The sequence below is a fragment of the Mesorhizobium sp. M0514 genome (assembly GCF_040321145.1).
GTDB lineage: Bacteria > Pseudomonadota > Alphaproteobacteria > Rhizobiales > Rhizobiaceae > Mesorhizobium.
Genome location: NZ_JAMYQZ010000079.1, coordinates 13,831 through 29,116, shown reverse-complemented (window position 1 = coordinate 29,116; position 15,286 = coordinate 13,831). Strand labels below are relative to the sequence as shown.

Sequence of the window (15,286 nt, the reverse complement as noted above, 5' to 3'; positions counted from 1 at the left end):
GTCCTCCGGCGGACAAGAAAACTGTCACCCATGCTATCGGTCCATTCTGTTACCTATCTATCCGGTTCGGACAGCCCTTCCTCTCCCCCGATCGACGGGGGAGAGGAAGGGCGCCAAGCCTGGGATACTCACATCGCCGTAAAACCATTATCGACAAACAGATGCGTGCCATTGACGAAGCTGGACTCATCGCTGGCGAGGTACAGCGCTGCCTTGGCCACTTCCTCCGGCTCACCGATGCGGCCCTGCTGTGCGGCCAATGCGGCGTCCGACACGTCGACGCCGAGCTTGCCGAGATCGGCGACCTCGCGCAGGCCGTGCGGCGTGCGGATGAAGCCGGGACAGACGGCGTTGCAGCGTATGTTGCGGTCGCGGAATTCGACTGCGATGGCGCGCGCGAACATGTGGCAGGCGCCCTTGGTGGTGTCGTAGAGCACCTCCATGGGTGTGGCCGCCACAGCCGAGATCGACGAGGTGCAGACGATCGAACCGCCACCGGCAGCGATCATGCCCGGGAGCACGGCGCGCGTCATCAGGAACATCGAGCGGACATTGACCGCATGCAGCCAGTCCCATTCCTGCACTGTCGTCTCCAGGAACGGCTTTATCACGATGGTGCCGGCATGGTTGAACAACACCGTGGCCGGGCCGAGCCTGGCAGTCGCCGCCTTCACTGCGGCCTCGACCTGCGCCTCGTCCGAGACGTCGGCCACCCAGTGTTCGGCGATATGTCCCCGCGCGCGTATCGCCGCCGCAGTGGCTGCCGCCGCCTCGCCATTGCGGTCGATGATCGCCACCTTGGCGCCTTCGGCGGCGAACAATTCCGAGGCCGCTCCGCCCATTCCGGTCGCGCCGCCCGAGATGATTGCAATCTTGCCGGCTAGTCTTGTACCCATGTTCTGTTCCCCGTTCCCGATCGAAATAATCCGCATTTACGCCGGAATGGCGATGCTATCGCCTATGCAGACGTCGGCCAAGCTTGTCGCTCGCTTGTCTCCAACAGGGGTCTCCCAGCAATGCCAAGCCAAATAATAAGGAATACTGAGAAAATCATTCTACACATCTCCAAAAAATAGCACTCGACAAAGTCTACTGATTTTATAGATTAATCCGCAAGACGGAGGTCGATATGTCCTATATCCAGAACGCCGAGACGGACCGCACCAGCCAGAGGCTGGCCAATAGCCAGGCTTTCCGCCCGGCCTATGCCGGCGCTTTCGCCTATCTCGTCTTTGCCCTTGCGTTCGTGTTCACCGGGGCAGTCGTGCTCGGCTTGATTCCCTGACCGATCAGGCCGAAAGGGTGGCGACCTAGCGCTTTCAGTGAGTGACCGGAGTTGATGAACCGAACGCGGACGCGCTTTGGCGCTGATGCTTGTTTTTACGCATGTCGTCGTCTCAAAACCGGGGGCGACATACATCCAACGTGATGGAGGAGATGGCAATGCCGATCGAGTTCACGCATGTTCCCGGTAAAACGCACGCCGCCGATGCCGGTTCGGCCGTACCGTTCTTCTATGATTTCGTCGAGACGGCGACCAAGCTGTCGCTGATCGAGGATTCCGGCTTCCAGAACATCGTCGTCGACGACCCGGCCGGGCTGTTGACCAATATGGACATCGCCGCCCAGGCGCTGGACCGCACCTCGTCGCTGGAAGTGGTGCTGACGCACTGGGCCGGCGTGATCGCGCCAGCCGTTGCGGCGCGGCAACTGGCGGCGCTCGACGCCAGGAGCGGCGGCCGGCTGGCGCTGAGGATGCTGAGCGAGCCGCTGGATGACGACGATGCCGAGACGCGTCCGGTCGGCCACACCGTGGTCTGGCAGCGCATCGACGAATATCTGGTGCTGCTGAAGCGGCTGTGGTCGAACGACCGGCCTTTCGACCATGAAGGTGCATTCTACAGCATCAAGGGTGGCTATGTGCCGCGCAAGGGGCCCCATGGCGTCGACGTGATCATCCGCATGGGTGGCCAGTCCGGCACCGCGCTCAAGGTTGCCGGCCGCCATGCCGACGTGTTTGAACTCACGGCTGGTTCGCTCGACGAGATCCGCCAGCTGATGGAACGGGCGCGCAGCGCCGCCGCCGAGCATGGCCGCGCCGGCAAGCTGCGTTTTGCGCTTCCGGTCCGGGTCCGCTCGGAGGGTGGCGCCTCTACCGTCGGCCACAAGGCGGTCGAACTTTCCGGACCACCGGCGCAGATCGCCCTGTCGCTGCTGCCCTATGCGGCGCTGGGCATCAGCGAGTTCATGATCGTCGGTGTCGACCGGCCGCGCGAGATCGCCGGCGTCGGCCGCGAGACGATCGCGCTCTTGCGCAACTCGCTGGCACGCCGGGAGGCGGAGGTGCCGCAGCCCGGCGCGTTTGCCTCGCGGGGCGGGTCGGATATTCACGCAGGGTGAATTTGCGGGTGAATGAAAGCTATTTCGTAGCGTTCCGTCACCCCCCTCTGCCCGGCAGGGCAGAGGGGTGCTGTCCCGCCAGCGTCTAATCACCACTCAGTACTGCCAGCGCCTCCAGCACCGCGCCAGATTCCGTAAGCGCACCAAACACCCCGTCCTCCACCGTCACCATATGCAGCGCCGCGTCATGCGCGTATTGGTCGCCGCTGGCGCAGGCGTCGGCGATGGTCAGGCACTGGAAATTGAGGTCGCAGGCCTCGCGCAGCGTCGTGTGCACGCAGACATCGGTCGTGCAGCCGGAAAAGATCAGATGGGTGATGGCGCGTGCGCGCAGCACAAGCTCCAGATCCGTATAGGTGAAGGCGCTGTTGCAGGTCTTGTCGACGATGATGTCGTGCGGCGCGACGTCGATCTCGGCGACGATCTGAAAGCCGGGGCCGGAGCGCAGCAGCACGTCGGTGCCTTCGAGACCCGCCCGCTTGCGGCGCCATCTCTCGTACGGCGTCATGTCGGCCATGTCGCCGCGATATCCCTGCCTGGTGTAAATGATGGTGAGGCCGGCCGCACGTGCCGCTGATATCAGTCGGTTAACTGTCGGCAGGATGGCGCGCAGCGGCGCGGGGTCATAACCCTTCCTGGCGAAATAGCCGGTCGGCGAGAGGAAATCCTCCTGCAGGTCGATGACCAGCAGCGCGGTGTTTGCCGGCACCAGCCGGCCGTCATAGGGGAAATCGAACGGTATCGCCTTGATCATCGCAGCCTGCCTCAATTGCTGCCCGGTATCGTGGCCCAGCAACCCTGGGCCGTCCATCCCTCGGTGCGACGACACCAGGTAGACCGATGCCAGGACGATGTGCCGTTGAGACATCGCGCCCACAATCGTCGGCCAAAAAGCCATCTTGTTTGTTGACTACAAAGCTCATGTTTTATAGTCAAGCAGGGGCACTCGGCCGCCTGAATTGTTTCCAGCGGCGGTGCCGCGTTTGAGAGAAGCCAGAATCCGTGGCTGGAGTTTTCGGGGTCGAGATGGGGGTGTTCCCGCATCCCGTCACCGGCCAGCCGATCGGTTACGTGCAATGACGAAGCGAGGACGAAGCGTGTCCAGAAATGGTTTGTTGGCGGCGCTGGCCGCGGTCATGCTGTCGGCCGGCAGCGCTGCTGCGCAAGAGCAGCCAAACACGCAGCCCAGGGTGACGACGGTGCCCGCTGCAGATCCCCAGTCGGCGCCAACCGTAGTCGAACAGCCCGCACCGGCTGCGCCTGTCGCGCCGGCTTCGCCAACTGCCGGGCAGGCGGCGCCGACCGCGCCCCAGCCGGCAAACCAGCCCGGTGCATCCGCGCAGGCCGAGCCTTCGGCAATATCGCTGACGCTGCCGCACGATCTGTCGCCCTGGGGCATGTTCATGGCCGCCGACATCATCGTCAAGGCGGTGATGATCGGGTTGGCCTTCGCCTCGCTCGTCACCTGGACGGTGTGGCTGGCCAAATCGCTGGAGATTCTCTTCGGCAAGCTCGGCGCCCGGCGCGCTGCGCGCGCCATCGGCAATGCCGCCACACTGCGCCAGGCCGGGCGCTCGCTTGGCAACAGTGGCGGCCCCGGTGCGCTTTTGGTGCGGGCAGCCGAGGAAGAGACTGCCCTTTCGGCCGGTGCGCTCGGCCATGTTACCGGCGACGGGCTGAAGGAACGCGTGACGTCGCGCCTGTCGCGCATCGAGGCGGCGGCCGCGCGGCGCGTGTCGCGCGGCACCGGCGTGCTGGCGACGATCGGCTCGACGGCGCCCTTCGTGGGCTTGTTCGGCACCGTCTGGGGCATCATGAACGCCTTCATCGGCATCTCGCAGGCGCAGACCACCAACCTCGCGGTCGTCGCGCCCGGCATCGCCGAGGCGCTGCTCGCCACGGCGATGGGCCTGGTCGCGGCCATTCCCGCGGTGGTCATCTACAACGTCTTTGCGCGGTCGATAGCCGGCTACCGGCAGCTCCTTGCCGATGCCTCGGCCGGGGTCGAACGGCTGGTCAGCCGCGATCTCGATTTCCGCACGGTGCCGCAGGCGCCCGCGCTGGCGGCGGAGTGATGGGCCATGGCGGCTAGAATTCGCGAGACTGTCGACGGCGATCTCGAGGAAAGCCACGAGATCAACGTGACGCCGTTCATCGACGTCATCCTGGTGCTGCTGATCATCTTCATGGTCGCTGCCCCGTTGGCGACAGTCGACGTCAATGTAGATCTGCCGGGTTCGACCGCGACACCGGCGCCGCGGCCGGAAACGCCGCTGTTCCTGACGCTGAAGGACGGTCTGACGCTCGCGATCGGCAATGACAGCGTGCCGCGCCAGGCTTTTGCCTCCGTGCTCGACGGCAGAACCAAGGGCGATAAGCAGACCCGCATCTTCCTGCGTGCCGACAAGGCGGTCGGCTATGGCGAGTTGATGGAGGTGATGAACCTGCTGCGTGGCGCCGGTTATCTGAAGATCGCGCTGGTCGGGCTGGAGACGGTGCCAGCGGACGCATCCCCGCCGCAACCAGGCGCCGCCCCGTGACGCAACTGGCCGCCGCCGTTCCCACCGCCGACCCGCCGGGCGCCGGCGCGCGCGAGATCGGTTTGTGGGCGGCTGCGGCCATTGTCATTGTCGGCGCGCATGTCGCGATCGTCTATGCCGTCCAGAGCTTCAGCCTGGCCAACATGGCCGATGGCGGCCCGCCGCCGGCTGTGACTATCGAGCTGTCGCCGATGATGGTGGCGCCAGCGGTGCAGGAGGACTCGATGGCCGACGTGGTGACGCCCGAGCCGCCGAACCAGATCGAGGAGGCGGGTGCCGAACTCAAGCCCGTCGTGGAGCCCGAGCCCGGTCAGCCAGAGCCGGTCACCGAGAAGACGGAAGCGGTTCAACCCGCCGCTCCGATCGAGACGGCAGCGGCCGAGCAGCCCGATGAATCGCCGCCGCTGGATGAGGTGGTGCCCGACATCGTCCCGACCATAGCGCCGGATGTGGTCATTCCGCCGCCCCAGACCAAGCCGGTGGAGACCAAGCCGGTGGAGGCCAAGCCGATCGAGAAGGCGAAGAAGGCTGCCGAAAAACCCAAGCCGAAACCGAAAGAGAAGAAGGAAAAGGCCGCGCCGGCGAAAGCGGTCGTGACCGCCAGTGTCGATCAAAAGGCAGCGGCGAAGGCGTCGGCGCCGAAGGCTTCGCAATCGAGAGGATCATCAGTCAGTGCAAGCAAATGGAACTCCCAGCTGATCGGATGGATCAATCGGCACAAGCGCTACCCGAGCGCGGCAAGGTCGCGGCGCGCCGTGGGTACCGCAAATGTGACCTTCGTCGTCAGCGCTTCGGGCAAGGTGACCTCCGTCCGGCTGACACGATCTTCGGGGGACGCCGATCTCGATCGCGCCGCGCTCGGCATTCTGCAGGGTGCGACGGTGCCCGCGCCACCGCCTGAGAAGGCCGGTACGGCTGTCGTGGCGCCTTTGATGTTCACGCTGCGGAACTAGAAGCAGCCGGACAAGGCCGATCCCATGACCATGTACTTTCCCGCTTGACTGACCCGCCGGACCGAATACGCTAGCGCAAAATACCGGCCTTGGTCGCCGGGCGGCAAATATGCCTCGTATGCCTCGCCCTCCGGCGCTGGCTGCGGGGCATTGTCATTTCTGAGGATCGGTTTGAAACGGCGTATCGAGATCGGCATCCTGTATTCCCGCTCGGGCAGCTACCAGCTGGTCTCCGATGCGTGCCGGATGGGCGCCATGCGCGCCATCGCCGACATCAATGCCGATCGGAGCTATGGCATCGAACTGGTTCCGGTCGAGCGCGATCCGCAAAGTAATGCCGATCGCTACGCGACTTTGTGCGAGGACATTTTCAGGACCAGCAGCGCGCGCCATGTCGTCGGTTGCGTCACCTCGTGGAGCCGCAAGGAAACCATCCCGGTGCTGGAGAAGGCCGGCGGCATGCTCTGGTATGCCTGCCCCTATGAAGGGTTCGAGGCCAACGAGCATGTCGTCTACATGCACGCCTGCCCCAACCAGCATCTGGTTCCGCTGATGGCGCATGTCGTGCCGCGTTTCGGCGCCAACGGCTTCCTGCTCGGCTCGAACTACATTTGGGGCTGGGAGATGAACCGCGTGGCGCGCGACCTGATCGCGGATGCCGGCGGCAAAGTGCTGGGCGAGCGCTATCTGCGCATCGGCGAGACCGACGTGTCGCGGTTGATCGCGGAAATCCGGGCGACGAGGCCGAGCTTCATCCTCAACAATCTGATCGGCACCTCGTCGTATGCCTTCCTGGCGGCTTACCGCGAGTTGGGCGATGAGGATGCGGCATTCAGGCCGGAAAACTGCCCCGTCATCTCCTGCAACCTCACCGAAGGCGAGTTGCCGGCGATCGGCGAGACAGGGAAAGGGCATCTGTCGGTCGGGCCCTATTTCGCGCCCCGGCCGGCTGCCTTCGCTTCGTCCTTCGAGGCCTCCGCCTATGCCTCGGTGCAGGTGATGGCCGACGTGCTGTCGCGCGATGCCGATGCCGGCCCGGCGGAATTTTCCAAAGCCTTCGCCGAGCGGCGCTTCTCGACCCGGCTCGGGCCGATCGCCATCGACGCGCATTCCCAGCACGCGACGCTGCCGGTGATCATCGGCCGGATCGCCGATGGCTTCTTCGAGGTCGTCAGCCAGGAGGATGAGGTCGCGCCGGATCCCTATCTGTCGCGCTACGACCCCGCCAAGACATTCGGCGGTCCGCGCCTGAGGGTGGTGTCATGACCCGGACGCGCATCCCCAATCTCGGCGGCGCGCGGGCTTTCATCCTGCATCGCCCGCATCCGACGGTGCAGGCCATCACCAGGCAATTGTCGGCCATCGGCCTGGCTACGATCGACTGCTGGCCGGAATTGCCGCCGGAAGCTCTCGCGGCCGATTTCGTCTTCTTCGATGCCGATCTCGGTTTCGACGAGCAATTCCCGTGGAAGCCGGGCGAGGCGCCGATGCCGCTGGTGGCGCTGATCGGTTCCGAGGCGCCGGGGCGTATCGAATGGGCGCTGTCGCACAAGGCCGATGCGCAGCTGCTGAAGCCGGTCGGCAATGCCGGTGTGTACAGCGCATTGCTGATCGCGAGACAGAGTTTCGAGGCACGAAAACATTTAGCCAGCGAGATAGCGTCGCTGCGCCAGCGCGTCGCCGAGCGCCAGACCATTGTGCGCGCGGTGACGGCGCTGTCGAAAGGCAGCGATGACGAGCGTGCCTATGCACAACTGCGATCGCTGGCGATGAGCTGGCAGATCAGCGTCGAGGATGCCGCGCGTCGCATCGTGGCAATGACAAGCGAGGAAGCAACGGGGGAAGAAGGCGGCGATGACCAGTCCCATCGCGCCTGATCTACCGGTGCGCATGCCGGTCAAGCCGCGCGCCGGTGTCTGGCGCCGGCTGGTGAAACGCCGCCTGGCGCTGCTCGGCCTGGTCATCGTCGCCATTGTCCTTGCCGGCGCTGTGCTGGCGCCCCGGCTGACCGGCTATGACCCCAACGAGCAGATGTTCGACGGCCTGACCATCGAGGGCTCGCCGCTGCCGCCCAGCGCCCAGTACTGGCTCGGCACCGACCTGCTCGGACGTGACCTCTTGACCCGCATCCTCTACGGCGCCCGCACCTCGCTGATCATCGGCATCGTCGCCAATGGCGTGGCGCTTTTGATCGGCACTTTGGTGGGCGTCACCGCAGGCTATTTCCGCGGCTGGATCGGCAGCGCCCTGATGCGTTTCACCGATCTGATGATGGCGTTCCCGGCGCTGCTGCTCGCCATCTGCCTGGCGGCAGTGTTTCAGCCCAGCCTGTGGATCGTCGCCATGGTCATCGCGCTGGTCAACTGGGTGCAGACGGCGCGTGTCATCTACACCGAGACATCGTCGCTGGCCGAGCGCGAGTTCATCGATGCCGAGCGCAGCATCGGGGCGAGTGCGCCGCGCATCCTATTTCGCCACATCCTGCCGCATCTGCTGCCGACCATCATCGTCTGGGGCACGCTCGGCATCTCGACCACGGTGCTGCTGGAGGCGACGCTTTCCTTCCTCGGCATCGGTGTGCAGCCGCCGACCGCGTCGTGGGGCAACATCATTTTCGAGAACCAGACCTATTTCCAGGCCGCGCCCTGGCTGGTGTTCTTTCCCGGCGCCGCAATCCTGGCGTTGGCGCTGGCCTTCAACCTGATCGGCGACGCGCTGCGCGACATCCTCGATCCGACGCAAAGGGGCCGGGAATAATGGGGGGCCGGTCGTGATCGCCTATCTCGGCCGCCGGCTGATCCAGTCGCTGCTCATCCTGCTTGGCGTCTCGCTGATCACTTTTGCGCTGCTCTATCTGCTGCCGGCCGATCCGGTGCGCCAGATCGCCGGCCGCAGTGCTACGCCGCAGACAGTGGAAAACATCCGCCAGCAGCTCGGCCTCGACCAGCCTTTCGTCGTCCAGTATTGGCACTACCTGACGAAGCTAATCAGCGGCGATCTCGGCCGCTCCTACATCCAGCGCTCGGAGGTTACCGAGCTCATCGTCTCGCGGCTGCCGGCCAGCCTGCTTTTGATGGTGGGCGCCATATTGTGCGAGTTGCTGATCGGTCTAAGCATGGGGCTGATCGCCGCCGTCAAGCGCGGCTCCGCCACCGACCAGACCCTGATGGTGGCCTCCTTCGTCGGCGTCTCGGCGCCGCAATTCGTCGTCGGCTTATTGCTGCTCTACGTCTTTGCCGTGCGGCTAAGCTGGTTTCCGATCGGCGGCTACGGCACATGGCGCCATCTGGTGCTGCCGTCGTTGACCATGGGCGTACTCGGCGCCGGCTGGTATGCGCGCATGATGCGCTCGTCGATGATCGACGTGCTGCGCCAGGATTATGTCCGCACGGCGCGGGCCAAGGGCCTGGCGCGCAGCGCCATTATTTTCCGCCACGCACTGCCGAATGCCATCCTCCCGGTCATCGCCATGATCGGCATCGACATTGGCATCTTCATGGGCGGCATCGTCGTCGTCGAAAGCGTGTTCGGCTGGCCCGGCATCGGCCAGCTGGCCTGGCAGGCGATCCAGCGCGTCGACATTCCGATCATCATGGGCGTCACGCTGGTGTCGGCCTTCGCCATCGTGCTCGGCAATCTGCTCGCCGACATCATCGCGCCGTTCATCGATCCCCGCATCAAGCTCAGATGAAAATGAAACAGAGAAAGGGAACACAACAATGAAAAAGTTTCTCGCATCCACAGTCGCGGCATCCGCCTTGGCCCTCATGCTCGGCATGACAAGCGTCCGCGCCGAAGACACGGTCGATCCCAACGCCAAGCAAGGCGGCGCCATCACCATCACCTACAAGGACGATGTTGCGACCCTCGATCCGGCGATCGGCTATGACTGGCAGAACTGGTCGATGATCAAGAGCCTGTTCGATGGGCTGATGGATTACGAGCCAGGCACCACCAACCTGAAACCCGATCTGGCAGAAAGCTACGAGATTTCGCCCGACGGCCAGACCTTTACCTTCAAGCTGCGCCATGGCGTGAAATTCCACAATGGCCGCGAGATGACGGCCGACGACGTGAAATATTCGCTCGACCGCGTCACCAATCCGAAGACGCAGAGCCCCGGCGCCGGCTTCTTCGGCTCGATCAAGGGCTATGACGATGTCGCCGCCGGCAAGGCCGAAGGCCTTTCCGGCGTCACCGTCGTCGATCCCTACACGGTGAAGTTCGAGCTGACCCGGCCCGACGCCACCTTCCTGCATGTCATGGCCATCAATTTCGCCCATGTCGTGCCGAAGGAAGAGGTCGAGAAATATGGCGCCGATTTCGGCAAGCATCCGGTGGGCACCGGCGCCTTCAAGCTCGCCGAGTGGACACTCGGCCAACGCATCGTCTTCGAGCGCAATGCGGATTACTGGCACAAGGGCCTGCCGCATCTCGACAAGATCACCTTCGAGATCGGCCAGGAACCGATCGTGGCGCTGCTGCGCTTGCAGAAGGGCGAGATCGATGTGCCCGGCGACGGCATTCCGCCGGCAAAATTCCAGGAGGTGATGGCCGATCCCGAGCAGAAGGCGCGCGTCGTCGAAGGCGGTCAGCTGCACACCGGCTACGTCACCATGAACACCACCATGGCGCCGTTCGACAATGTGAAGGTGCGTCAGGCCGTCAACATGGCGCTCAACAAGGCGCGCATCATCCAGATCATCAACGGCCGCGCCGTGCCGGCCAACCAGCCGCTGCCGCCGTCGATGCCGGGCTACGACAAGGAATACAAAGGTTATCCCTATGACGTAGCCAAGGCCAAGGCGCTGCTGGCCGAGGCCGGTCATCCCGATGGTTTCGACACGCAGCTGTTCGCCATGAACACCGATCCCAACCCGCGCATTGCCCAGGCGATCCAGCAGGACCTGGCGGCCATCGGCATCAAGGCCAGCATCCAGTCGCTGGCGCAGGCCAATGTCATCGCCGCCGGCGGTGACAAGGCCGGCGCGCCGATGATCTGGTCGGGCGGCATGGCCTGGATCGCCGACTTCCCCGATCCGTCGAATTTCTACGGCCCGATCCTCGGCTGCGCCGGCGCGGTGCCGGGCGGCTGGAACTGGTCGTGGTACTGCAATAAGGACCTCGACGCCAAGGCGGCCGAGGCGGATTCTGTGGTCGACCCGGCAAAGGCCGGCGAACGCGACAAGATGTGGAGCGCCATCTACGACAAGGTGATGGAAGACGCGCCTTGGGCGCCGGTCTTCAACGAACAGCGCTTCACCATGAAATCCGCCCGAATGGGCGGCGCCGACAACCTCTATGTCGACCCGGTCCATATCCCGATCAACTATGACAATGTGTACGTAAAAGATGTGCAATAGCTGCGACTACACCATCCATGGGCGCCATCACCATTTCGGCTGGGACAATTCCTTTGTCCCGGCCGAGCGGGTGGCGCCCGGCGCGACCATCGAGTTCCAGTGCCTCGATGCCGCCGGCGGCCAGCTGAACGCCGACAGCACGGTCGCCGAAATCGTCAAGCTCGACTTCGCCGGGGTCAACCCGGTGACCGGGCCGATCTTCGTCGAGGGCGCCGAGCCGGGTGACGCGCTCAAGGTGACGATCGAGATGTTCAAACCGTCCGGCTTCGGTTGGACGGCGAACATTCCCGGTTTCGGCCTGCTCGCCGACGACTTCACGGAACCGGCGCTGAACATCTGGAAATACGATGCAGCCGCGCTCGAACCGGCGCTGTTCGGGAAAAACGCGCGCGTACCACTGAAGCCGTTCGCCGGCACCATCGGCAATGCGCCGGCTGAGATGGGGCTTCACTCGGTGGTGCCGCCACGGCGGGTCGGCGGCAATCTCGACATCCGCGATCTCGCTGCCGGCACGACGCTCTATCTGCCGGTTGAGGTGGCCGGCGCGCTGTTCTCGGTCGGCGATACGCACGCCGCACAAGGCGATGGCGAGGTCTGCGGCACGGCGATCGAGAGCCCGATGGACGTCGTGCTCAAGCTCGACCTTGTCAAGGACGCCAGGCTGAAGACGCCGCGCTTCACCACCGCCGGTCCGGTGACGCGCCATCTCGACGCCAAGGGTTACGAGGTGACGACGGGGATTGGGCCGGATCTGATGGCGGGCGCGAAGGAGGCGGTGGAGCAGATGGTCGATCTGCTCGCTGGGCGTTACCAGATCGATCCGGTCGAGGCCTATATGCTGGCCTCGGTGTGTGGTGATCTGCGCATCAGCGAGATCGTCGACATGCCGAACTGGGTGGTGTCGTTCTATTTTCCGCGTTGCGTGTTTGAATGATGTCAGGTCGGCGCTGCACCCCCACCCCGCTGCTTCGCAGCGACCCTCCCCACAAGGGGGAGGGTAAAGCGCTGCCGCCCTACCTCCCCCTTGTGGGGAGGTCGGACCGGAGGTCCGAGTGGGGGTCAGCGCCAAGGTTTGTGCGAATGGTGCGACGGAACCAATCCGTCGCAGGGCTCCACCCACAATGACCCTCGCCGACAACCCCATCCTCTCCATCGCCAACCTCTCCGTCAGCGTGCGCGGCGAGGACGGCGAGCGCGATGTCGTCTCCAACCTGTCGCTGACGCTGGCGCGCGGCGAGACGCTCTGCATTGCCGGCGAATCCGGCTCCGGCAAGTCGATGACCGCGCTGGCGATCATGCAGCTTTTGCCGCAGCCGGCGGCGCGCATATCGTCAGGCATGATCCGTCTTCGGGATGGGAATCGGGGCGACACCGACCTAGCAACCCTCGACGAACGCCAGATGCGGCGCATTCGCGGCGACCGCATCGCCATGATCTTCCAGGAGCCGATGACCTCGCTCAACCCGGTTCTGTCGATCGGCCGGCAACTCACCGAATCAATCGAGGCGCATACCAGCCTGTCGTCGGCGCAAGCCCGCCGGCGCGCCATCGAGGCGTTGAAGGCGGTGCGCATTTCGGAGGCGGAAAGCCGGTTAAAGCAGTTTCCGCACGAACTCTCCGGCGGCATGCGCCAGCGGGTGATGATCGCCATGGCGCTGGCGCTCGAGCCCGACGTGCTGATCGCCGACGAACCGACGACGGCGCTCGACGTCACCGTGCAAGGCGAAGTGCTGGAGCTGTTGCGCGACCTGCAGCGCCAGCATGGCACCAGCGTCATCCTGATCACCCACGATATGGGCGTGGTTGCCGAAATGGCCGACCGGGTCATCGTCATGCGCGACGGCCGCATGGTCGAAGAAGGCACGACATCGGATATTTTTGTCCAGCCGCAGGCCGACTATACGCGCGAACTGCTGGCTGCCGTGCCGCGCATCGGCAGTGGCGTCGGTCGACAGAAATCCAGGGATGCGATTGACGTCTTGAAACCGGCCAATGTCGCCGAGATCAACGACCTGCATGTCCGCTTCGATCTGCGTGGCGGCATCTTTGGCCAGGTCACCCGCCGCGTCCACGCCGTCGAGGGCGTCAGCTTCTCGATCGCGCCCAACGAAACGCTTGCTCTGGTCGGCGAATCCGGCTGCGGCAAGTCGACGACCGCCAAGGCGCTGGCCGGACTGGCGCCGTATAGCGGCGACATCGTCATTGGCGGGCGCAATCTCTCCGGTCTTGGCCGCGACGAGCGCAAGGCGGTGCGCCGTGACGTCCAGATGATTTTCCAGGATCCCTTCGCTTCGCTCGATCCGCGCATGCGCGTCGGCGAGCTCGTCGCCGAGCCGCTGGTGATCCATGGCATCGCCTCGAAGGACGAGCGCCGGGAACGGGTCGCGGCGCTGTTCGAGCGCGTCGGCCTGTCGGCCGACCAGATGGAGCTTTACCCGCACGAATTCTCCGGTGGCCAGCGCCAGCGCGTCTGCATTGCACGGGCGCTGGCGCTCCGACCAAAACTGATCATCGCCGATGAAAGCGTCTCGGCCCTCGACGTTTCGGTGCAGGCGCGCGTGCTCGATCTCCTGAAGGAATTGCAGCGCGAATTCGGCGTCGCCTATCTCTTCATCTCGCACGACATGGCGGTGGTCGAGAACATTTCCGACCGCGTTGCCGTCATGTATCTCGGCCAGATCGTCGAGATGGGCACGCGCGACCAGGTGTTTTCCAACCCGCGCCATCCCTACACCAGGCGGCTGATCGACGCCGTGCCGGTGCCCGATCCGGCGCAGCGCAGAACGCGCTTCGCGCGCCTCGACCAGGAAATCCCGAGCGCCACCCGCAGGATCGGGGAGGCGCCGCTGAAGCTGGCGCTGAACGATGTCGGAGGCGGCCATCTGGTTGCTGCGGAAAGCTGAGCCCGCACTGGCTGGCGATTGCAGCTTTACCTTGTTAAGCACAACCAGGACTTGTCATCTCGGGTTTACCACGCCTTAGGTAGATGACGGCCACTATACGGTCGGCGTTCTTGCCCTGGGGGAAAACAGTGCTCAAGGCGGTTCTGCAGCTGCTGCCGGGTCGGTTCATGGATGTGCGCATGCGCGTATCCGCCGACTACGAGACGCGTGTCGTGGAGCGGCCCGGGCGCTGGATGAAGGCTGCCGAACTGGAGCAGCTGAGCAGCGATCTGCGGCTGGTAGCGTCCAAGACACTGAAGTTCGGCAGCCTGACCTATGGCGTGTTTTCCGGTGACCGCAGCCGGCTGGAACATTCCATCATCACCATCGTCTATCGCCGCAGCGACGGGCGGCCGATCGCCTTCAACGCGCTGGCGCTGATGGAGATTTCGCTGGCCGGCAAGCCCTATGAAGTCTTGCACCTCGGTCTGGTCATGATCGATCCGGACGAGCGCAGCCGCGGTCTCAGCTGGATCCTCTACGGCCTGACCTGCTTCCTGATGTTTTTGCGCAACCAGTTCAGGCCGATCTGGATCTCCAACGTCAGCCAGGTGCCGGCCGTCGTCGGCATGGTCGCGGAGGCGTTCAGCAATGTGTTTCCCGGACCGCATGCCGGCGCGCGGCGCTCGCTGACCCATGTGCTTTTGGCGCGGCAGATCATGGCGCGGCACCGCCATGTCTTCGGCGTCGGCCCCGAAGCGGGTTTCGACGAAGAGCGTTTCGTCATCACCAATGCCTATACGGGCGGCTCGGACGATCTGAAGAAAACCTTCGACGAGACGGCCAAGCACCGCGAGGAGACCTTTAACGAGTTCTGCCGCAAGGAACTCGACTACGGGCGCGGCGACGATGTGCTGCAGATCGGCCAGATGAGCTTCCAGTCGGCGCGCACCTTTCTCGCCGACACGGTTCCGCGCCGCTCGCTTGCAGCACTTGCCGTGGCCGGCGCGGCCGCCACGCTGCAGCGGCTGGTGCTGCCGGTGGTTCACTGGGCCGATAGCACCCGCCAATGGAATGTGCTGAGACCATGGACACGCTGATGGCTTCATTCGTGGCGTCTCGGTTTATCCGCAAGCTGATGGCAGCCG

General features: G+C 64.5%; 15 protein-coding genes. 13 read left to right on the top strand and 2 right to left on the bottom strand.

Features of this window, described 5'->3' with window-relative positions; genetic code table 11:
• Positions 1 to 128 precede the first annotated feature (128 nt).
• A complete protein-coding gene (locus NKI61_RS25585; protein WP_023686096.1) occupies positions 129 to 896 on the bottom strand; it encodes an SDR family NAD(P)-dependent oxidoreductase in 768 nt (255 codons plus the stop codon).
• 233 nt (positions 897 to 1,129) lie between these two features.
• On the opposite strand from NKI61_RS25585, the gene NKI61_RS25580 reads away from it, so the two are divergent.
• The gene (locus NKI61_RS25580) at positions 1,130 to 1,285 is read left to right on the top strand and encodes a hypothetical protein (RefSeq protein WP_023670454.1); all 156 of its coding nucleotides are present in this window, start codon (positions 1,130 to 1,132) and stop codon (positions 1,283 to 1,285) included.
• 158 nt (positions 1,286 to 1,443) lie between these two features.
• Positions 1,444 to 2,400: an LLM class flavin-dependent oxidoreductase gene (locus tag NKI61_RS25575; RefSeq protein ID WP_352674400.1), complete on the top strand. Its 957-nt coding sequence runs from the start codon at positions 1,444 to 1,446 to the stop codon at positions 2,398 to 2,400.
• 85 nt (positions 2,401 to 2,485) lie between these two features.
• Here NKI61_RS25575 and NKI61_RS25570 read toward each other — a convergent pair whose 3' ends face one another.
• Positions 2,486 to 3,154, bottom strand: coding sequence for a cysteine hydrolase family protein (locus tag NKI61_RS25570; RefSeq protein ID WP_352674412.1), 669 nt, complete (start codon positions 3,152 to 3,154; stop codon positions 2,486 to 2,488).
• A 343-nt stretch (positions 3,155 to 3,497) separates the two neighbouring features.
• Between NKI61_RS25570 and exbB the strand changes: the two genes are divergently transcribed.
• The 11 genes from exbB (at position 3,498) to NKI61_RS25515 (ending at position 15,238) form a co-directional block, all read left to right on the top strand.
• The gene (exbB, locus tag NKI61_RS25565) at positions 3,498 to 4,475 is read left to right on the top strand and encodes a tonB-system energizer ExbB (RefSeq protein ID WP_352674398.1); all 978 of its coding nucleotides are present in this window, start codon (positions 3,498 to 3,500) and stop codon (positions 4,473 to 4,475) included.
• A 6-nt stretch (positions 4,476 to 4,481) separates the two neighbouring features.
• Positions 4,482 to 4,940, top strand: coding sequence for a TonB system transport protein ExbD (gene exbD, locus NKI61_RS25560; RefSeq protein ID WP_352841458.1), 459 nt, complete (start codon positions 4,482 to 4,484; stop codon positions 4,938 to 4,940).
• The gene (locus tag NKI61_RS25555) at positions 4,937 to 5,893 is read left to right on the top strand and encodes an energy transducer TonB (protein ID WP_352841456.1); all 957 of its coding nucleotides are present in this window, start codon (positions 4,937 to 4,939) and stop codon (positions 5,891 to 5,893) included. Before exbD ends, NKI61_RS25555 begins: the two co-directional genes overlap by 4 nt.
• Positions 5,894 to 6,064: 171 nt before the next feature.
• Complete coding sequence (locus tag NKI61_RS25550) at positions 6,065 to 7,159, top strand: transporter substrate-binding protein (protein WP_352841454.1); 1,095 nt, start codon at positions 6,065 to 6,067, stop codon at positions 7,157 to 7,159.
• Positions 7,156 to 7,770 (top strand): ANTAR domain-containing response regulator, encoded by a 615-nt coding sequence (locus NKI61_RS25545; RefSeq protein WP_352841452.1) that lies wholly within the window; start codon positions 7,156 to 7,158, stop codon positions 7,768 to 7,770. Before NKI61_RS25550 ends, NKI61_RS25545 begins: the two co-directional genes overlap by 4 nt.
• Positions 7,748 to 8,650 (top strand): ABC transporter permease, encoded by a 903-nt coding sequence (locus tag NKI61_RS25540; protein ID WP_023681457.1) that lies wholly within the window; start codon positions 7,748 to 7,750, stop codon positions 8,648 to 8,650. Before NKI61_RS25545 ends, NKI61_RS25540 begins: the two co-directional genes overlap by 23 nt.
• A 13-nt stretch (positions 8,651 to 8,663) precedes the next feature.
• Positions 8,664 to 9,584 carry an ABC transporter permease gene (locus tag NKI61_RS25535; RefSeq protein WP_023668591.1) on the top strand — a complete coding sequence of 307 codons (921 nt, stop codon included), beginning with the start codon at positions 8,664 to 8,666 and terminating at the stop codon, positions 9,582 to 9,584.
• 76 nt (positions 9,585 to 9,660) lie between these two features.
• Entirely contained in the window at positions 9,661 to 11,256 is a 1,596-nt protein-coding gene (locus NKI61_RS25530; protein ID WP_444849001.1) for an ABC transporter substrate-binding protein, read from the top strand.
• Positions 11,246 to 12,190, top strand: a complete 945-nt coding sequence (locus NKI61_RS25525) for an acetamidase/formamidase family protein (protein WP_352841449.1) — start codon at positions 11,246 to 11,248, stop codon at positions 12,188 to 12,190. Before NKI61_RS25530 ends, NKI61_RS25525 begins: the two co-directional genes overlap by 11 nt.
• Positions 12,191 to 12,377: 187 nt before the next feature.
• Positions 12,378 to 14,159, top strand: a complete 1,782-nt coding sequence (locus NKI61_RS25520) for an ABC transporter ATP-binding protein (RefSeq protein WP_023828710.1) — start codon at positions 12,378 to 12,380, stop codon at positions 14,157 to 14,159.
• A 128-nt stretch (positions 14,160 to 14,287) separates the two neighbouring features.
• On the top strand, positions 14,288 to 15,238 hold the full coding sequence (locus NKI61_RS25515) for a hypothetical protein (protein WP_352749134.1): 951 nt from the start codon (positions 14,288 to 14,290) through the stop codon (positions 15,236 to 15,238).
• Positions 15,239 to 15,286 lie beyond the last annotated feature (48 nt).

Excerpts from the sequence above, each read along its gene's own strand:
- exbD (WP_352841458.1), top strand. The coding sequence starts at position 4,482 with ATGGCGGCTAGAATTCGCGAGACTGTCGACGGCGATCTCGAGGAAAGC.
- NKI61_RS25545 (WP_352841452.1), top strand. The coding sequence starts at position 7,156 with ATGACCCGGACGCGCATCCCCAATCTCGGCGGCGCGCGGGCTTTCATC.
- NKI61_RS25520 (WP_023828710.1), top strand. The coding sequence starts at position 12,378 with ATGACCCTCGCCGACAACCCCATCCTCTCCATCGCCAACCTCTCCGTC.
- NKI61_RS25540 (WP_023681457.1), top strand. The coding sequence starts at position 7,748 with ATGACCAGTCCCATCGCGCCTGATCTACCGGTGCGCATGCCGGTCAAG.
- NKI61_RS25530 (WP_444849001.1), top strand. The coding sequence starts at position 9,661 with ATGCTCGGCATGACAAGCGTCCGCGCCGAAGACACGGTCGATCCCAAC.
- NKI61_RS25575 (WP_352674400.1), top strand. The coding sequence starts at position 1,444 with ATGCCGATCGAGTTCACGCATGTTCCCGGTAAAACGCACGCCGCCGAT.
- NKI61_RS25580 (WP_023670454.1), top strand. The coding sequence starts at position 1,130 with ATGTCCTATATCCAGAACGCCGAGACGGACCGCACCAGCCAGAGGCTG.
- NKI61_RS25585 (WP_023686096.1), bottom strand. The coding sequence starts at position 896 with ATGGGTACAAGACTAGCCGGCAAGATTGCAATCATCTCGGGCGGCGCG.
- NKI61_RS25570 (WP_352674412.1), bottom strand. The coding sequence starts at position 3,154 with ATGATCAAGGCGATACCGTTCGATTTCCCCTATGACGGCCGGCTGGTG.
- NKI61_RS25525 (WP_352841449.1), top strand. The coding sequence starts at position 11,246 with ATGTGCAATAGCTGCGACTACACCATCCATGGGCGCCATCACCATTTC.